The following is a 15,899-nucleotide window of genomic DNA, read 5'->3' on the forward strand; positions in this document are numbered from 1 at the left end:
CTTCACGCCAAATAATAGCGTACGCACATCATGCGTACAACTCATCTCTCTCTTGATTTCGCCGCCCAACGGGTGAAAAGCTCGTCTCATGGAATGGCGCGACGAGGGAATCGTTCTCGGCACTCGCAAGCATGGCGAAACCAGCGCCATCCTCGAGGTGATGACGCGTGCCCATGGTCGCCATCTCGGTCTGGTGCGGGGAGGGCGCTCGCGCAAGCAGCAGCCGGTGCTGCAGCCCGGCAACCGCGTCGATCTTCTGTGGCGGGCGCGGCTCGACGAGCATCTCGGCATCTTCCAGGCCGAAGCGATCGAGATGAACGCCGCGCGGCTGATGGACAGCGCCGTCGCCGTCTACGGCCTGCAGACCATGGCCGCGCATCTGAGGCTCCTGCCCGAGCGCGACGCTCATGGCGGGCTTTACGAGGCGCTTGCCGTAATGATCTCGCATCTCGATGATGCCGACGCGGCGGGAGAGCTGGTGGCGCGCTTCGAGCTGCTTATCCTCGATGAACTGGGCTTCGGCCTCGATCTCAGCCAATGCGCGGCGACCGGCACCAGGCAGGATCTCGCCTATGTCTCGCCGAAATCCGGACGCGCCGTGTCGCGCGAAGCCGGCGCGCCTTGGCACGACAAGATGCTGGTGCTGCCCGCCTTCCTGCAGCGCGGCTCCGGCCTGCGCGCCGATGCGGCAGCCCTGGAGGACGCGTTCCGGCTGAGCGGCTTCTTCTTCACCCGTCACGTCTACGAGCCGCGCGGCCTCGAGCCGCCCGATACTCGCGCCGGCTTCCTCGCCGCGCTGCGCCGGCACCATGCCTCGGTGAGGGCGATTGCGGGCGAGGCAGGATAGCGAGGCAGCCGTCTATTCGGCGCTGCGTCGCTCCAGGAAATCGTCGAGCATGGGGCGCTGGCCCTTGAGGATCTTGACGCCGGCTTCGGGCAGCGAAAACCAGCCGGCCTTGTCGACTTCAGGAAACGCTTTCATGGTCCCCGATTTTGGCGGCCACTCCATCGTGAACATATTGCTCCTGACGGCATCCGCATCGATGTCCGCCTCGACGCTCCATGCGATGACGATCTTCCCGCCCGGCTGCTTGTAGCTGCCGAGCGGCCGGAAATCGCCGTCGACGGTGACGCCGAGCTCTTCTTCGGCTTCCCGCTTGGCGGCCTCGAGCTCATCCTCGTTATCGCCGATCAGTCCTTTCGGGATGGTCCACGCGCCTTCATCCTTTCTTGCCCAGAACGGCCCGCCCGGGTGGACGAGCAGGAATTCGAACACACCGGCGGTGCGCCTGTGGATCAGCAGGCCAGCGCTTTTTTGCGGCATCCGTCACCTCGCGGCATTTTCTTCGCCCGCGCGAGAATAGCATGAGTATTCCGCGGCAGAGGTCACGTAATCTCGCCGGCAATGCCGACGCCTCGGCAGCCCGACATTGAATAAACCGGCAAGTTGCTGGCAATCGGCGACGAAACATGCTCGATCTTGCCAGTGCATGCCGCGCAAAAATGCGCAGTGGTTTTGGGAGAACGACATGCACCAAAACAGCGCATATGGCCTGAAGGTGCGCAGCGGTTTTGGGAGAACGACATGCACCAAAACAATGACTAAAGGCGCGTCGCCTGACTCCGTTTCGGCGCGAGGCGCCTTTAGCCGGCAAGACGCTGATTTGCACCAGCCGTCTCATTGCCGCATTCTTTGGCCACGACCGGTCTGGTTTTGAGGGAAACCGCCATGTTTTTCAGCCTGATCGCCATTGCCGCCGTCATAGCTCTTTTCGTCATCGTGTCACGACAGCAGAACCGCATTGCGCTGGTCGAGCGCGAGCTCGGTATCCTGCGCGGCCTTGTGCAGCCTGGAGCTTCGCTGTCGGCGCCTAACGCGGCGGACGCCGCGCAGGACGGTCTTGCCGAGAAGGCCAAGGCAGCCGCGGCGCCTGCCGCGCCGTTGGCGGAGGGCGCGACCGTGGCCGAGGAGGTCGTCGCGACGCCCGAGACCGCCGAAGGCGAGGCCGTGGCCGGACCCTGGACGAAGGGCAAGGCGGCCCCGGTGCAATCCGCCGCACCGGCGCAACCCGCCACCGTAGCCGAGACGCCCGCGGCCGGATCTCCCGAGGCCCCCAAGGCGGCGCGCCAAACCGATGTCGAAACAGCGCTGGGCACTCGCTGGGCAGTCTGGGTCGGCGGCATCGCGCTGGCGCTGGGCGGCCTGTTCCTGATCCGCTACACCATCGAGGCCGGCATTTTCGGCCCTGGCGTGCGCCTCGCCACGGCCGGCATCCTCGGCCTGGTGCTGATTGCCGGCGCCGAATTCATCCGTCGCACCGGCTTCAGGGTGCCGGTGCAGGGCGCCGCCGGCGCCTACATCCCCGCGATTCTGACCGGGGCGGGCGCCTTCATCCTGTTCGGCACGGTCTACGCGGCGCACGCCATCTATGGCTTCATCGGTCCGGCGACGGCTTTCGCGCTGCTTGGCGTCATCGGCGTCGCGACCATTGGCGCTTCGCTCCTGCATGGCCTGGCGTTGGCCGGCATCGGCCTCGTCGGCGCCATGGTCACGCCGGCGCTGGTCGCCTCGGAAGCACCTAATCCCTGGGCCTTGTTCGTCTATCTCGCGATCGTGCTTGCCGCCACGGCGGCAATCGCCCGCATCCGCGACTGGAAGGCGCTGGTGGCCGCGGCCTTCGCCGGCGCCGGCGTCTGGACCATTCTTTACATGGTCGACGTGCCGGAGGTGAACCTCGCCGCCGTCCTGTTCATCAGCCTGGCGACGCTCGCCGTGCTGGCTTTCGTCTGGCTCGGCCTTTTCTTGGTTACTGGCCGCGACGATACGGCGCGCGGCTTCGACTGGCCCTCGATCGTGCCCGGCTTCTTCATCGCCTTGAGCGCGCTCGGCCTGTCCGTCGATCCGGCCTTTGCCAGCGCCGGCGATGCCTTGCACGGCGCGGTCCTGCTGGCCGCGCTGGTCGCGGCGGCGCTCTACCGGCCGCGCGCGCTTCCGCTCCTCTTTGCCGCCGGCATCGCGACCCTGCTGATCTATCTGGGTATCATCCCGCCCGCCACGATCGGCGCGAATGCGCTCGATGTCGGGCTCGACGCTCAGCCTTTGGCGTCGTCCGACGTGCTGACTTTCCGCATCGGCGTCGCGCTCGGCATGATCTTCCTCGCCGCCGGTTTCTGGGCGGCACGCCGCTTCGCCGCTGCCGCTCCAGTGCGGGCGGCCTGCTGGGCGGCCTGGGGCGTCATTGCACCGCTGGTGGTGCTTCTGGCGCTGTGGCTGACCTTCGGCGATATCGACCGCGATCTCGGCTATGCGCTGCCGGCCCTGTTGCTGGCGCTCGCCTTCGCCGCCGGCGGCGAATGGATCGCGCGCGCCGAGGAGTCGCCGCTGGCCGGCGGCCCGGCCGTGTCATTCGCGCTCGGCGGCGCCGGCGTCGCAGGCCTACTGATGCTGCACATGGCCTTCGGCTCCGGCTGGACGACCCTGCTGCTCGGCGCCGCCGCTGTCGTCCCGGCGCTGGCAACGCGCTGGCGCACCTACCGCGTGCTGGGCTGGATCGCGGTGGGCGCGGCGGTCGCCGTGCTCGGCCGCGTCGCCTTCGATCCGACCATCGTCGGCGCGGCGTCTCTCGCCAGGACGCCGGTCTTGAACTGGCTGCTGCCGGGCTATGGCGTGCCGGCGCTCGCCTTCGGTTTCGCCGCCTGGCAGCTCGCCCGCACCACCAATGGCCGGCCGCGCCTTGCCATGGAAGCGGCGTCGGCCCTGTTCGCGCTGCTCACCATTGCCATGCTGGTGCGCCATGCCATGCATGGCGGCGTCATCGACACCGGCACCGTCACTCTTGCCGAACAGGCGATCTACACGCTGATCGCGCTCGGCGCCGGCGCCATGCTAGTCGCCATCGACATGCGCTCGCCGAGCTCGGTCCTGCGTTATGGCTCGATGGCCGCCGGCCTGGTTTCGGCCGGCCTGATCGCCGTCCAGCATTTCGTCGTGCTGAACCCGCTGCTGACGGACGAGTCGACCGGCACGGTTCCCGTCTTCAACCTTTTGTTTCTCGCCTATCTGCTGCCGGCGGTCGCCGCCGGGGCGCTGGCACTCTATGTCCGCGACAAGCGCCCGCGATGGTATGCGGCAATGCTCGCGCTGATCGCCGCGCTGCTTGCCTTCGCCTATGCCACGCTCTCGGTGCGCCGCCTGTTCAAGGGCGAGTTCATCGCCCTGTGGAGCGGGCTCGGCCAGCTCGAGACCTATACCTACTCCGCGCTCTGGCTGGTCATCGGCGTGGCGCTGCTTGCCGCCGGCGTCCGGCTGAAATCGCAGGTATTGCGCATCGCGTCGGCGGCGCTGATCGCGGTCGCGGTGCTGAAAGTCTTCCTCTTCGACATGTCGGAACTCGAAGGCGTGCTGCGCGCGCTGTCCTTCATCGGTCTGGGTGCCGTACTGATCGGGATAGGGCTGTTCTATCAGCGGCTGCTGACAAGGGCGGCGAGGGAGGCGTAAGAGGCTGGAGCTCCTTGGGTCGTTGCGGCTATTTTCGAACGATCCCGCGCAGCCCGCGCTGGTCGGCTGCCTCTTTGATGAGGCCAGCAATCTTTCGAACGAATGCTGGACTGAAAGAACCGATGGGTTTCACCGTGACGAGGTCGTAAGCTTCGTCGGTCCGCACCCGGTTGTACTGGTCGAGGATCAGCCATGACGGAAAATCGAAGCCGCCCCTCCGACACTCGATCTCACTGATGGCAATATATGTGCGGGTCGCATCGGGTTGCTGCGAGGTGAGCGGGAACAGGAACAGCGCTGCCGGCGTAGTCGGAGTTCTGACCACGATGCAGACAGGACGCGCCTTGCGGCCGGATTCCTCACCGGCATCAGCCTGCCGCGCCCACAAATAGTAGTATCGAAGCAGGTCGCCGGGTTTAAACATCCGGCTCATCACCGACTATGATGGCTTCCAACCCCGACATCAGTTCGTCGTGGACCTCGTCCGGTGCGCCCTCCAGCGTGTAAGCGGCGGCATGAGACGAACCGACGAGTTGCCGGTATTGTCTGGCCGATAGGATGATCAGCTTCTCCTTGCCGCGTTTTGTGAGAGCGACGGGCTCAATCATCGCCGTTTCGAGGATTTCGCCCGACGCGCGGTTCATATCTGAAAAGGTGAATTGCTTCATTGGTCACCTCATACGTGATATACCTAGTATACCTATATTACGTAATTAAAACAATCCGTCCTGCGCACTTTGAGTCGGGAATAAACCGCCCTCCGCCGGCGTTATTCATGCGCTTGGGTAACCGCAGCGGTTGGGCCGCTTCGCGCTGACTGCTTGCACCGCGCCGCAAAGGCGCGTTCTATCCGGATGGAAAGCGACCTCGAAACAAGCGGTCATGGACGACAAGAAGGCAGCGATCCTGAGCGAAATACCGCGGCTGCGGCGCTATGCGCGCTCGCTGCTGCGCGAGCGCGATTCCGCCGACGACCTGGTCCAGGATTGCCTGGAGCGGGCGCTCGTGCGGCTCGACAACTGGCAGACTGGAGAGAGCCCCCGGAGGTGGCTGTTTACGATCATGCATCACTTGTTCATCGACCAGATGCGCAAGGTCAACCGGCGAGGCGAGGCGGCGATACTGCCTCTCGAAGCCGGTGAGGCCCAAGCCGCGCCCGCCGATCAGGTCGAGACCATCGCCTCGCGCGAGATCATGGATGCCTTGCAGGCGATCAGCCCCGATCGCCGCGCGGCCTTGGTGATGGTCGCCATCGAGGGCTTTTCCTATGCCGAGGCCGCCAACATCCTTGGCGTGCCGGCCGGCACGCTGATGTCGCGCATCGCGCGCGGCCGCGAGGAATTGCGAGGATTGCTCGACGACACATCGCGCCGCCGCTCGATAAGGATCGTCGAGAAATGACCCGCAGCGATTTTTCCGAACGCGATATCCATATGGCCCTCGATGGCGAGCTGCCGGGCGAGGAGCGCATGGCCTACGACGCCTGGCTCGACGCCAATCCCGAGATGAAGGCAAAGTCCGCGCGCTACATCGCCGACCGCGCCGCCATGCGCGCCGCCCTGTCCGGCGTGATGGACGAGCCGGTGCCGGCAAGGCTGCGGCAGGTCGTGCTTGGCGAGGCGCCTGCAAAAGCATCGCCCTGGCGCTCGCGCTGGTGGCTCTCGGCCGCGGCCGCCGTTGTGCTCGCTGTGGGCGGCCTCGGCGGCTATGTCGCCGGCATTGACAGCGTCAGCCGCGGCGACGACGGCGACGACCAGCTCGCCGAGCAGGCGATCGCCGCTCATGTCCTGTACGCCGCCGAGAAGCGCCATGCCGTCGAGGTCCCGGCAAGCGACAAGGACCATCTCCAGACCTGGCTGTCGAACCGAGTCGGGCTGAAGCTGGTTGCGCCCGACCTGGCGGCCGAGGGCTTCCAACTGGTCGGTGGGCGGCTGCTGCCGGCTGGCGGCCAGGGCAAGGCGGCGATGCTGCTCTACGAGGACGCCAAGGGCGAACGAATCTCGCTCTTTGTCACCGCCGAATCGTCGGCGACGTCCAAGGGCACCTATACTGCCGAGGGGGGTGGACCGGAGGCGGTCTACTGGCTGGATAAAGGCTATGCTTGCGCCGTCGTCGGCTCGTTGCCGCCGGAGCGCCTGTCGGACGTTGCAAAGAGCGCCTACGGCCAGCTGCTGGCCGGCATATCGAGCTGAATCGGCTGCGTTTTTTCGTCGGCCGGCAGTTCCTTTGAACGGCAATTCTGTTCAAACGCTTGGCCCTTTGCCGCCGCCGCGGAAACTGTCACAATTCAGCCCTAATCAAGGAGCGATAGCGCTTGATGAATACTGGCGCTTCGGCCAGTATTCGCGACGCATCCACCGGGGCCGTTTCTTAAACAATCGAGGTTTTCCTTAGCCCGCATGCCTGCCGAGATCCGCAAGGCCCGCGCGTCAGACGTCGATGACCTCGCCGCCATCGAGAAGGCTGTTTTTCCGGGCGACAGGCTCTCGCGCCGCTCCTTCCGCCAGTTCATCGAACGCGACACCGCCGAGATGCTGGTGGCCGAGAACGAGGGCCGCGTCGCCGGCTATGCGGTGGTGCTGTTTCGCAAGGGCAGCGGCGTCGCGCGGCTTTATTCCATCGCCGTCGGACCCTTCTTTGGCCGCCTCGGCATCGGCCGACTTCTGCTGGCGGCCGCCGAGGAAGCGGCCTTCGAGCATGACCGGCTGTTGCTGCGCCTCGAAGTGCGCGAGGACAATCAGCGCGCCATCCGTATCTACGAAGAGGCCGGCTATCGGAAATTGGGCCGCGAGCCCGACTATTACGAGGATGGCGCGACCGCGCTGCGCTATGAAAAGACGCTGCGCGGCGACACGCCGACCGCGACTAAGGTGCCGTTCTACCAGCAGACCTGCGAGTTCACCTGCGGCCCTTGCTGCCTGATGATGGCGATGGCCAATTTCGATCCTGGCTTCGTGCCAGACCCGGTCATGGAGATTCGCCTGTGGCGCGAGGCCACCACAGTCTTCATGATGTCCGGCCCTGGCGGCTGCGAGCCTTTCGGCCTGGCGGTCGCCGGCTATGAGAGCGGACTTGCGGCCGAGATATTCGTCTCCTTTTATGGCGCGTTGTTCCTCCAGTCGGTGAGGAGCGAGGACAAGCGCCGGGTGATGGAGCTTGCCCAGGTCGATTTCCGCCGTCGCGCCGAACTCTACGGCATCCCTGTCAATTACCGTCCGTTCGGCATCGGCGACATCCGTGACGCCCTTGCCGAGGGCAAGCTGGTTGTGGTCCTGATCAGCGGCTTCCTGATGTTCGGCAAGAAGGTGCCGCATTGGGTGCTGGCCATCGGCGACGATGGCGACCATATCCTGATCCACGATCCTTGGGTCGAGGATGAAAGGCAGGAAACGATCCTCGATGCCGCGAACATTCCGGTGCCCTACGACATCTTCATGAATATGGCGCAGTTTGGCCGCGACGGTTTGCGCGCCGCCATCACTCTGGGAAAACGCTGAGACAATGACCTGGGTTATCCTGACAGGCAGGCAGAACGATCTCGATCAGGTGGCCACACCCCACAAGATCATCACCAACCGCGACTATCTCGCGCATCCGGCGCTGTTCCGCGGCCAGCGGCCGAAGGTGATCAACCTGTCGAACAATTACGGCTACCAGAGCCGCGGCTACTACGCCTCGCTTCTCGCGGGCTCGCGCGGCCACAGGGTGATCCCGACCGTCGAGACCATGATCGACCTTTCGGAGCGCAAGCTCTACGAGCACGCGCTGCCGGAGCTCGAGCTCGCCCTGAACAAATGCCGCAAGGATCTCGGCGGGATTTTTCCGGCCAAGGTAGCGATCTTCTTCGGCATCGGTCCGTCGAAAGTATGGGATCGTTTCGCCAAGCTGTTGTTCGACTGGTTCCGCGCGCCGGCGCTCGAGGTCCACATCAAGGACAGCGCCGAATGGGCCTCGATCCGCAAGATCGGCTTCCTGCCGCTTGCCCGCATGTCCGAGGATGAGGAAGAGTTCTTCCTGCAGTGCCTGGACACCTACACCAACCGCGAATGGCGCGACACCAAGGGCCGCACGCCGGCGCGCTACACGTTCGCGACGCTGGTCGATCCGCATGAGGAACTGCCGCCGTCGGAGATTTCCTCGCTGCGCTATTGGGCGAGAATCGCCGAGAAGATGGGCGTCGAGGTCGAGCCGATCACCAGGAAGGACCTCGCCAAACTCGCCAATTACGACGCGCTGTTTATCCGCGAGACCACGGCGATCTCCAACCACACCTACCGCTTCGCGCGCCGCGCCCAGCAGGAAGGCATGCCGGTGATCGACGATCCGCTGTCGATGATCCGCTGCACCAACAAGGTCTATCTCAACGAGCTGATGACCTACAACAAGGTGCCGGTGCCGCCGACGGTGATGATTGCCGGCACGTCCGACTTCGAGGTGGCGGCGCAGACGCTCGGCTTCCCCCTGGTGCTGAAGATCCCGGATTCGTCTTTCTCGCGCGGCGTCAAAAAATGCGAGAACATGGCCGAGCTGACCAAGCTCGCGACCGAATGGCTGGACGATTCCGATCTCTTGATCGCGCAGAAATTCATCCCGACCGAATATGACTGGCGCGTCGGCGTGCTCGGCGGCCAGCCGCTGTTTGCCGTGCATTATCTGATGGCGAAAAAGCACTGGCAGATCGTCAACCACAAAGCCAGCGGCAAGCCCGACCAGGGCGGCATCAAGACGTTCACGCTGAAGCAGACGCCGCCGCATGTCGTCGAGACGGCGGTGCGGGCGGCAAAATGCATCGGCGACGGGCTCTACGGCGTCGACCTCAAGGAGACCAAGGACGGCGTCTTCGTCATCGAGGTCAACGACAATCCCAACCTCGACCATGGCTGGGAGGATTCGGGCGAGAAGGACGAGCTCTGGGTGCGGCTGACGCAGTGGTTCCTGGAGCGCCTGGAAAGGCCGGAGAAGTAGCGGCGGGAGAAGAGGAACTGAAGAACTGAAGAACTGAAGAACTGAAGAATGGAGTGTCTGGCGGAACCATCTGTCCTTGCGTCATCAGCCCATCATTTCTTAATCTCCTCAGTTCCTCAGTTCAATCAAACCGAGGGAAACAAATGCTATTCCTAGTGATCGAGGACTTTCATGGCGCGGACCGCAAGGAGATCTATCGCCGCTTTCGCGACAAGGGCCGGCTGAAGCCTGACGAGCTCGTTGTCCACCACTCCTGGATCGCGGCCGATATGAGCCGCTGCTTCCTGCTGGTGGAGGCCGACGACGTCACGATCCTGCAGCGCTGGGCCATCGAGTGGAACGACCTCGTCGAGTTCGAGATCATTCCAGTGGCGACGAGCAAGGACATGGTTGCGGCGCTGGCCGGGCATCTCTAAGCGAATATCCTGGCCCGCCGTTTCTTCAATTTGCACAGAACTGCCTAACTGCGTCTTAAGCCCGGCTTGCTATTCCGCCTATATTGTGGATTGCCCAGAGGCTCTAAAAAGATGATCAGGCTGTTTCAATCGGGCAATTGCGGCCAAATTCTTTACCTCGTTCTTTTGGTCTTCTTGATCGGGTTTGATTTTGCCAAGGACCCTATCCAGCATTTTCTGGTCGGGACCAAAGAGAACATTCAAAGGCAGATCTATGCGGCTGACGGCAACAGTATGGCCCTGAGCCAAAAGTCCTTTGTCGAGGAACTGAGGACGCCGGACTATGGGATGCACGATAAGCCGAAATCCGCCGAGCAACTTGCTTCCGGCATGGTCGCCAGAGGGCTCGCTATGGAGGCAAAGAGCTCCGCCATCGGCACGGTCTATATCTCCATCCTTGTGGCGATGGGCTTTGCCACCATCGTCGCGATCATTTGGATGGTATTCGCCCGCGTGCGCGACATTGGTTGGCCGGCCGCGGTAGGGTTCGGCGTTCTTGCGCCGAAGCTTGCAATTTCAGTTCTTCCCGGCAGTCTTCCGCCGCCGGCCTTTGACATCCTACAATACAGCGTCATTGCCGCGATAATAGTGCTTGGGTTCGTGCCGGGTGGATTTGCCCACGGACCGCGTGCCGAACCGGCTCGGCAGGCAATCATACCCGAGCCGGCGCGTCGTGCCCCTGGCCAATTCGGTCAAAGACGGCGCTGAGCTGTGGCGCCAAGCGCCGGCGATCCGACCGCGCGCACGCATTCCCCAATCAGCCATTCGCGGAACGCCGCCACGATATCGCGTCTGGCGCCGCGTTCCGGGATCGTCGGGCAGTAGGGCTGGCGCAACTCCAGCGATCTGGCAACGGGCCGGACCAGCCGGCCGGCTTCCAGCGCCTGGGCGCAGTAGACGCCTTGCGCCAGCGCCATGCCCAGCCCTGAAATGGCGAGATCGAGCACTGCCCGCGACGAATTCGCGGAGAGACCGCTCTGCATTGCGTGGTCCGCTTCGCTTCCCGTCGCCTCGAACCAGTTGCGCCAGGATGGGAAAGATGCGCCGGTCGGTTCCCCAGTCGGTCCGCGCAAGGAGGGAAGGGCGGCCATAACAATCCGAAAGATAAGATTACCTTACCTATTTCGCAGAAATCCTCGTTTTTCGAGAGGTTTGTTTCTGGGTATCGTGATCTCATGAACGCAATCGACCACGACGCAGCCATCGACCATCGCTCCGTGATAGCCTCGCTGACGAATGAGGAGCGCAGCCGGCTGACCGGCAAATCGGATGGGCCGGCCCTTGTTCAGTTCGCGCTCCATCTCGGCGCGATCATCCTCCTTGGCGCGCTGATCGCGGCCAAGGTGCGTTTCTGGCCGGTCCTGATGCTGCCGCAGGGCATCCTGATCGTCTTCCTGTTCACGCTGTTGCATGAAACGGTGCACAGGACGGCGTTCGAAACGCAGTGGTTGAACGATACCGTCGCGCGCTTTTGCAGTCTGGCGCTCGCGCTGCCGGCCGACTGGTTCCGCTACTTCCATTTCGCCCATCACCGCTTCACCCAGGATCCCGAAAACGATCCGGAGCTCGCTTTCCCGAAGCCCGAGACGATGCGGCAATACATCGTCCACGTCTCCGGCCTGCCGGTGTGGTGGGGGCATTTCAAGACGCTCTACACCAATGCGATGGGGCGCTGCCGCGACACCTACGTGCCGCCAAAGGGCTTGCCAAAAGTGAAGGCCGAGGCGCGGACGATGACCGCCTTCTATGTCGTCCTGCTGGCGCTTGCGGTCTGGTTCAGTGCCTCGGTGCTGCTCTATGTCTGGATCGTGCCGGCGCTGCTCGGCCAGCCGTTCCTCAGGCTCTATCTGCTGGCCGAGCACGGCCGCTGTCCCTTTGTCGCCAACATGCTGGAAAACACCCGCACGACGCTGACCAACTGGTTCGTGCGCAAGCTCGCCTGGAACATGCCTTATCATGCCGAGCACCACGCCTATCCCGGCGTGCCGTTCCACCAGCTGCCGGAATTTCACCGTCTGATCGAGCGGCACCTCAAGGTGGTCGAGCCAGGCTATGTCTCTTTCCACGAGAAATACATAGAGGCACTGCGCTAGCGCGTGTCGATATTCAGGTGGTGCCGGCCTGCAAATGCCAGCTTCCTGCGCTTCCGGTGCTCACGTCCTTCAGTGCGCTCCGCTCCGGTTCTCGGAATCCGTCATTCTCGGCACGGCCTGACCTGAATCTCAACACGTGCAAGTAGGAGAAGTCAGCCTGATTGGCGCAGCTGCGCCTGCGAGCGCAGCAGCCTGCCAATGTCGGACGCCTTGGCCGGCACGCCGATCAGAAAGCCTTGCGCCTCGCCGCAACCGGCTTTGCGAAGCATATCGAGCTGCGCTTCGGTCTCGACCCCTTCGGCGGTGACGGTGATGCCGAGCTCGGCGCCGAGCCTGATCACCGTGCGCACGATCGCCGCCGTGTCGCGCTTGTCGAGGTCGCGGATGAAGGAGCGGTCGATCTTGATCTTGTCGACGGGGAAGCGCCGAAGGTAGCCGAGCGAGGAATAGCCGGTGCCGAAATCGTCGAGTGCGATGCGCACGCCGAGACCGCGCAACTGGCTCAGCGTCTTCTGCACCGCGTCGCTTTCGTCCATCATCACCGTCTCGGTGATTTCGAGCTCCAGGCGGTTGGCCGGCAGGCCGGAAAAGGCAAGCGCCGAGATCACGCTGCGAGCGAAGCCGCCGCTCTTGATCTGCGCGGCCGAGACATTGACGGCCATGCGCATCTCCGGCGGCCAGTTCGCCGCCACGTTGCAAGCCTTGCGCAACGCCCAATCGCCGAGCTGCACGATCAGTCCGGTTTCCTCGGCGGCGGCGATGAAGTTTTCCGGCGATACCAGGCCGCGCGACCGCGAGCGCCAGCGCATCAGGGCTTCCGCGCCGACAATTTTGCCGGAGCCGATGTCGAGGATCGGCTGGAAGTCGAGTTCGAATTCGCGCCTGGACAGCGCTGCCTCGAGATCGGCCTCGAGCGCCCGGCGCTCCCGCATCAGCGCATCCATGCCCTGCTCGAAGAAGCGGTAGACGTTGCGCCCTTCGCTCTTGCCCCGGTAGAGCGCCATGTCGGCGTTGGTGAGCAGCGTGTCGGCGTCGTGTCCGTCGCCGGGATAAAGCGCGATGCCGAGGCTCACGCCAACATGCATCTCTCGCCCCTTGTCGCGATAAGGCTTGCCGACGATCTCGACGATGCGCTTGGCGAGCTTTTCGGCGCCGGCGGCGCTCTTGATGCCCGACTGGATGATGGCGAATTCGTCGCCGCCGAAGCGCGTCACCACGTCCTTGCTGCTGCGCACGGCCTGCTGTAGCCGCTTGGCGACGCATTTCAGCAGCCAGTCGCCGGCCGGGTGGCCGAACGTGTCGTTGACGGCCTTGAAGCGGTCGAGGTCGAGCGACAGGATTGCCAGCGGCTTTGCCTCGCCAAGCGCCTGGTCCAGCTTTTCGCGAAACATCGACCGGTTGGGCAGGTTGGTCAGCGTGTCGTGATGCGCAAGATGCGTCATACGCTCTTCGGTGCGCCGGCGCTCGGTGACGTCGTCGAAGGTCACCACCCAGCCACCGCCGCTCATCGGCTGACGGACAACCAGAAATGTCCTGCCGTCGGCAAGATACCGGTAAGTCGAATGCATCTGCCCCGCCCGCAGGCAAGCTTCGGTCTTGGCGACTTCGCTGTCGACATCGATCTTTGTGTAGATGCCGAGCTCCAGCAGTCGTTTGAGCGCGTCCCGGTGCGTCGTGCCGAACGGGAAATCTGCCGCGGCTACGTTGTAGAGCTCCAGAAAACGCTGATTGCGCACGATCATCTTGCCGCCGGCGTCATACATCAGCAGGCCTTGCGACATGTTGGCTAAGGCAGCGTCGAAACGGCGGTGCTGCTCCTTCAGCTCCTTTTCGGCGCGCCGTTGCACGGTCACGTCCTCGTAGATCGAGACCCAGCCGCCGGAAGCCAGCGGCCGGTGCGAGATGACGATGATGCGCCCATCCGCCAGAGCCTCCTCATAGGTCGAGGGCTTCGCGCCGTCGATATAGGGCTTGCGGACGGCATAGAGCTCCTCGGCGCTTTGCGAGGCGATGCCGATATCGACGCTGTGCTGGAGGATGTCGAAGAAGCGGATGCCGGGCCTCATCACCTTGGCGTCGAGGCGGAAGAGGTCGATGTAGTTGCGGTTGCAGATAATCATCCGCTCATCGGCGTCGAACATGCACAGGCCATGCGACATATTCTCGACAGCCGCCGCGAAGCGCTCGTTCTGCGCGCGAAGTTCTTCGGCTATCCGTCGCACCGGGCCAACACCGGCCGCTCTTCGCTTGCCGGCGAACGAACCAGTCTTGACATGTGCGCCGGGCATGAGCACGCCTTCGGATCGTGACCGAACGCAAATACTGTCCTGCTCGCCGGTTAATTTAGCGTTCTATTAAGGGGCGGAATTGACCGCGCGCGAAGACTGGCGCCTGGTTTCCAGCGTCTTGAAACGCCTGAGAAAAGCTGTTTGCGCCCAGGTCACGGATTTTGGTGTGAAGTCGAAACTATCGGCGGAGAAGCCGCGCGGCCGGCCGAAATACTCGGTCGCCTCAGCGGTCGAAAAGCCGGCCAGTAGCGTCGCCTCGTAATAGGCGGCGATCTGGTCGGCGCGCTTGATGTCGTTGCGCAAGGAGGCGGCGAGTTCCGCCGGCAGCGAGAAACGCAGATGGATCGCGCGCTGCAGGCGCAGCTCGCAATCCTTGTAGGAACCGCCCATCACCGATTTGAACGGCGAGATCATGTCGCCGATGACATATTCCGGCGCATCATGCAGCAGCGCTGCGAGCCGCGCCTCGGCCGGGGCTGCAGGCGCCAGTTCACCGTAGAGAGCTTCGACCAGCAGCGAATGCTGCGCCACCGAGAAGGCATGGTCGCCTCTGGTCTGGCCGTTCCAGCGCGCGACGCGGGCGAGCCCGTGCGCGATATCGGCGATCTCGATGTCCAGCGGCGAGGGATCGAGCAGGTCGAGCCGCCGGCCGGACAGCATGCGTTGCCAGGCGCGCGGCGGCGCGCCGGCCCGGTCGGCCGCCATCAGGCCTCCTCCGCGCTGACCGCACCTTCAGGGAAGGTGTACTTCACCCAGGCGGGAATGGCGAGCCTTACCGGAATCTCGCCTGCCGTGATCGCCTCGCCGGCATCCAGCGCCGCCTTGACGCGGTCGATGCGGGCAATGGCGAGACCGGTCCGGTGGCCGACAGACCCGAGCGTGCCCACCAATCGGCCGGCCACGGTGAGCTCGGTCCCGGCGGCGGGCAGGGGGCTATCGGCCGAAGCGATTAGCACACGGCGCCGCGCGGTGCCGCGATGCTGCATGCGCGAGACCACTTCCTGGCCGATATAGCAGCCCTTCTTGAAACCGACGCCGCCCGTCTCGTCGAGCAGAACGTCATGCGGGAAGGCATCGCCAAGCTGGTAGTCGCTGCCGCTTTCGGCAATGCCGTTGCCGATGCGTATGTTCAGCCAGCCATTCGGGTCGCCGCCGTCCCGCGCCTCGCCGCCATAAGTGCGCGTAACCGTGATATCTTGAAACCGCGTGTCGGAGAGCGCTGTTGAATCAGAACGTGAGGCGGTTGAATCATCACCCCATGCGACTGTGACAAGCACCTGATCCTGCTTGGCGATCTCGGCCTTTGCCCTTAGCCGGTAAAGCATCAGCCTGCGCACGAAGTCGTCGGCGATGTCGGCCCGGCATTCCAGTTGGAAGCCATCGTCGCCGGCGCGCGAGACCAGGAAATCGAACAGGATCTTGCCCTGCGGCGAAAGCAGTGCGCCGGGTCTCGCCTCACCGGGCGCAAGCATGTCGAGATCGGTGGTGAGGATGTTCTGCAAAAAATGCTCGGCATCGGGGCCCGACACGGAAACGAGCGCGCGGTCTTTGATTTGGGCAAAGGGCATGGGCGTGAAATCGGCCTGATCTTGCAAAACGT

At 63.9% G+C, this 15,899-nt stretch carries 16 protein-coding genes; 9 read left to right on the forward strand and 7 right to left on the reverse strand.

Features of this window, described 5'->3' with window-relative positions; translation table 11 throughout:
- The first annotated feature begins 88 nt into the window (after positions 1–88).
- Entirely contained in the window at positions 89–847 is a 759-nt protein-coding gene (gene recO, locus LB523_RS17700) for a DNA repair protein RecO (protein WP_224605306.1), read from the forward strand.
- A 12-nt stretch (positions 848–859) separates the two neighbouring features.
- Here recO and LB523_RS17705 read toward each other — a convergent pair whose 3' ends face one another.
- Positions 860–1,324: an NUDIX domain-containing protein gene (locus LB523_RS17705; RefSeq protein WP_224605308.1), complete on the reverse strand. Its 465-nt coding sequence runs from the start codon at positions 1,322–1,324 to the stop codon at positions 860–862.
- Between the two features lie 405 nt (positions 1,325–1,729).
- Here LB523_RS17705 and LB523_RS17710 point away from each other — a divergent pair, with 405 nt between their 5' ends.
- A complete protein-coding gene (locus tag LB523_RS17710) occupies positions 1,730–4,498 on the forward strand; it encodes a DUF2339 domain-containing protein (protein WP_224605310.1) in 2,769 nt (922 codons plus the stop codon).
- Positions 4,499–4,526: 28 nt separating this feature from the next.
- Here LB523_RS17710 and LB523_RS17715 read toward each other — a convergent pair whose 3' ends face one another.
- Positions 4,527–4,922, reverse strand: coding sequence for a hypothetical protein (locus LB523_RS17715; RefSeq protein ID WP_224605321.1), 396 nt, complete (start codon positions 4,920–4,922; stop codon positions 4,527–4,529).
- The gene (locus LB523_RS17720; protein WP_224525153.1) at positions 4,915–5,166 is read right to left on the reverse strand and encodes a prevent-host-death protein; all 252 of its coding nucleotides are present in this window, start codon (positions 5,164–5,166) and stop codon (positions 4,915–4,917) included. The genes LB523_RS17715 and LB523_RS17720 overlap by 8 nt, the downstream gene beginning before the upstream one ends.
- Before the next feature lie 214 nt (positions 5,167–5,380).
- Here LB523_RS17720 and LB523_RS17725 point away from each other — a divergent pair, with 214 nt between their 5' ends.
- The 6 genes from LB523_RS17725 (at position 5,381) to LB523_RS17750 (ending at position 10,626) form a co-directional block, all read left to right on the forward strand.
- Positions 5,381–5,899, forward strand: coding sequence for an RNA polymerase sigma factor (locus tag LB523_RS17725; RefSeq protein ID WP_224525150.1), 519 nt, complete (start codon positions 5,381–5,383; stop codon positions 5,897–5,899).
- A complete protein-coding gene (locus LB523_RS17730) occupies positions 5,896–6,690 on the forward strand; it encodes an anti-sigma factor family protein (protein WP_224605323.1) in 795 nt (264 codons plus the stop codon). Before LB523_RS17725 ends, LB523_RS17730 begins: the two co-directional genes overlap by 4 nt.
- 207 nt (positions 6,691–6,897) lie before the next feature.
- Positions 6,898–7,995: a GNAT family N-acetyltransferase/peptidase C39 family protein gene (locus LB523_RS17735; RefSeq protein WP_224605325.1), complete on the forward strand. Its 1,098-nt coding sequence runs from the start codon at positions 6,898–6,900 to the stop codon at positions 7,993–7,995.
- 4 nt (positions 7,996–7,999) lie between these two features.
- A complete protein-coding gene (locus LB523_RS17740) occupies positions 8,000–9,463 on the forward strand; it encodes a RimK family protein (RefSeq protein WP_224605327.1) in 1,464 nt (487 codons plus the stop codon).
- A gap of 143 nt (positions 9,464–9,606) precedes the next feature.
- Positions 9,607–9,879, forward strand: coding sequence for a DUF3303 domain-containing protein (locus tag LB523_RS17745; protein WP_040984213.1), 273 nt, complete (start codon positions 9,607–9,609; stop codon positions 9,877–9,879).
- Positions 9,880–9,990: 111 nt separating this feature from the next.
- On the forward strand, positions 9,991–10,626 hold the full coding sequence (locus tag LB523_RS17750) for a hypothetical protein (protein ID WP_224605329.1): 636 nt from the start codon (positions 9,991–9,993) through the stop codon (positions 10,624–10,626).
- Here LB523_RS17750 and LB523_RS17755 read toward each other — a convergent pair.
- Positions 10,611–10,901, reverse strand: coding sequence for a LysR substrate-binding domain-containing protein (locus LB523_RS17755; protein ID WP_318011976.1), 291 nt, complete (start codon positions 10,899–10,901; stop codon positions 10,611–10,613). The genes LB523_RS17750 and LB523_RS17755 overlap by 16 nt on opposite strands.
- A gap of 219 nt (positions 10,902–11,120) precedes the next feature.
- Here LB523_RS17755 and LB523_RS17760 point away from each other — a divergent pair, with 219 nt between their 5' ends.
- On the forward strand, positions 11,121–12,011 hold the full coding sequence (locus LB523_RS17760) for a fatty acid desaturase family protein (protein ID WP_318011979.1): 891 nt from the start codon (positions 11,121–11,123) through the stop codon (positions 12,009–12,011).
- Between the two features lie 152 nt (positions 12,012–12,163).
- Here the strand turns inward: LB523_RS17760 and LB523_RS17765 are convergent, their stop codons facing one another.
- From LB523_RS17765 to LB523_RS17775, 3 genes are all read right to left on the reverse strand, one after another.
- Positions 12,164–14,299 carry a putative bifunctional diguanylate cyclase/phosphodiesterase gene (locus LB523_RS17765; protein ID WP_224605334.1) on the reverse strand — a complete coding sequence of 712 codons (2,136 nt, stop codon included), beginning with the start codon at positions 14,297–14,299 and terminating at the stop codon, positions 12,164–12,166.
- 66 nt (positions 14,300–14,365) lie between these two features.
- Positions 14,366–15,004, reverse strand: a complete 639-nt coding sequence (locus LB523_RS17770) for a YfbR-like 5'-deoxynucleotidase (protein ID WP_224605337.1) — start codon at positions 15,002–15,004, stop codon at positions 14,366–14,368.
- Positions 15,004–15,867 (reverse strand): YgfZ/GcvT domain-containing protein, encoded by an 864-nt coding sequence (locus LB523_RS17775; RefSeq protein WP_224605340.1) that lies wholly within the window; start codon positions 15,865–15,867, stop codon positions 15,004–15,006. Before LB523_RS17775 ends, LB523_RS17770 begins: the two co-directional genes overlap by 1 nt.
- Positions 15,868–15,899 lie beyond the last annotated feature (32 nt).

The sequence above is a fragment of the Mesorhizobium sp. ESP-6-4 genome, assembly GCF_020164735.1.
Taxonomy (GTDB): Bacteria; Pseudomonadota; Alphaproteobacteria; order Rhizobiales; family Rhizobiaceae; genus Mesorhizobium.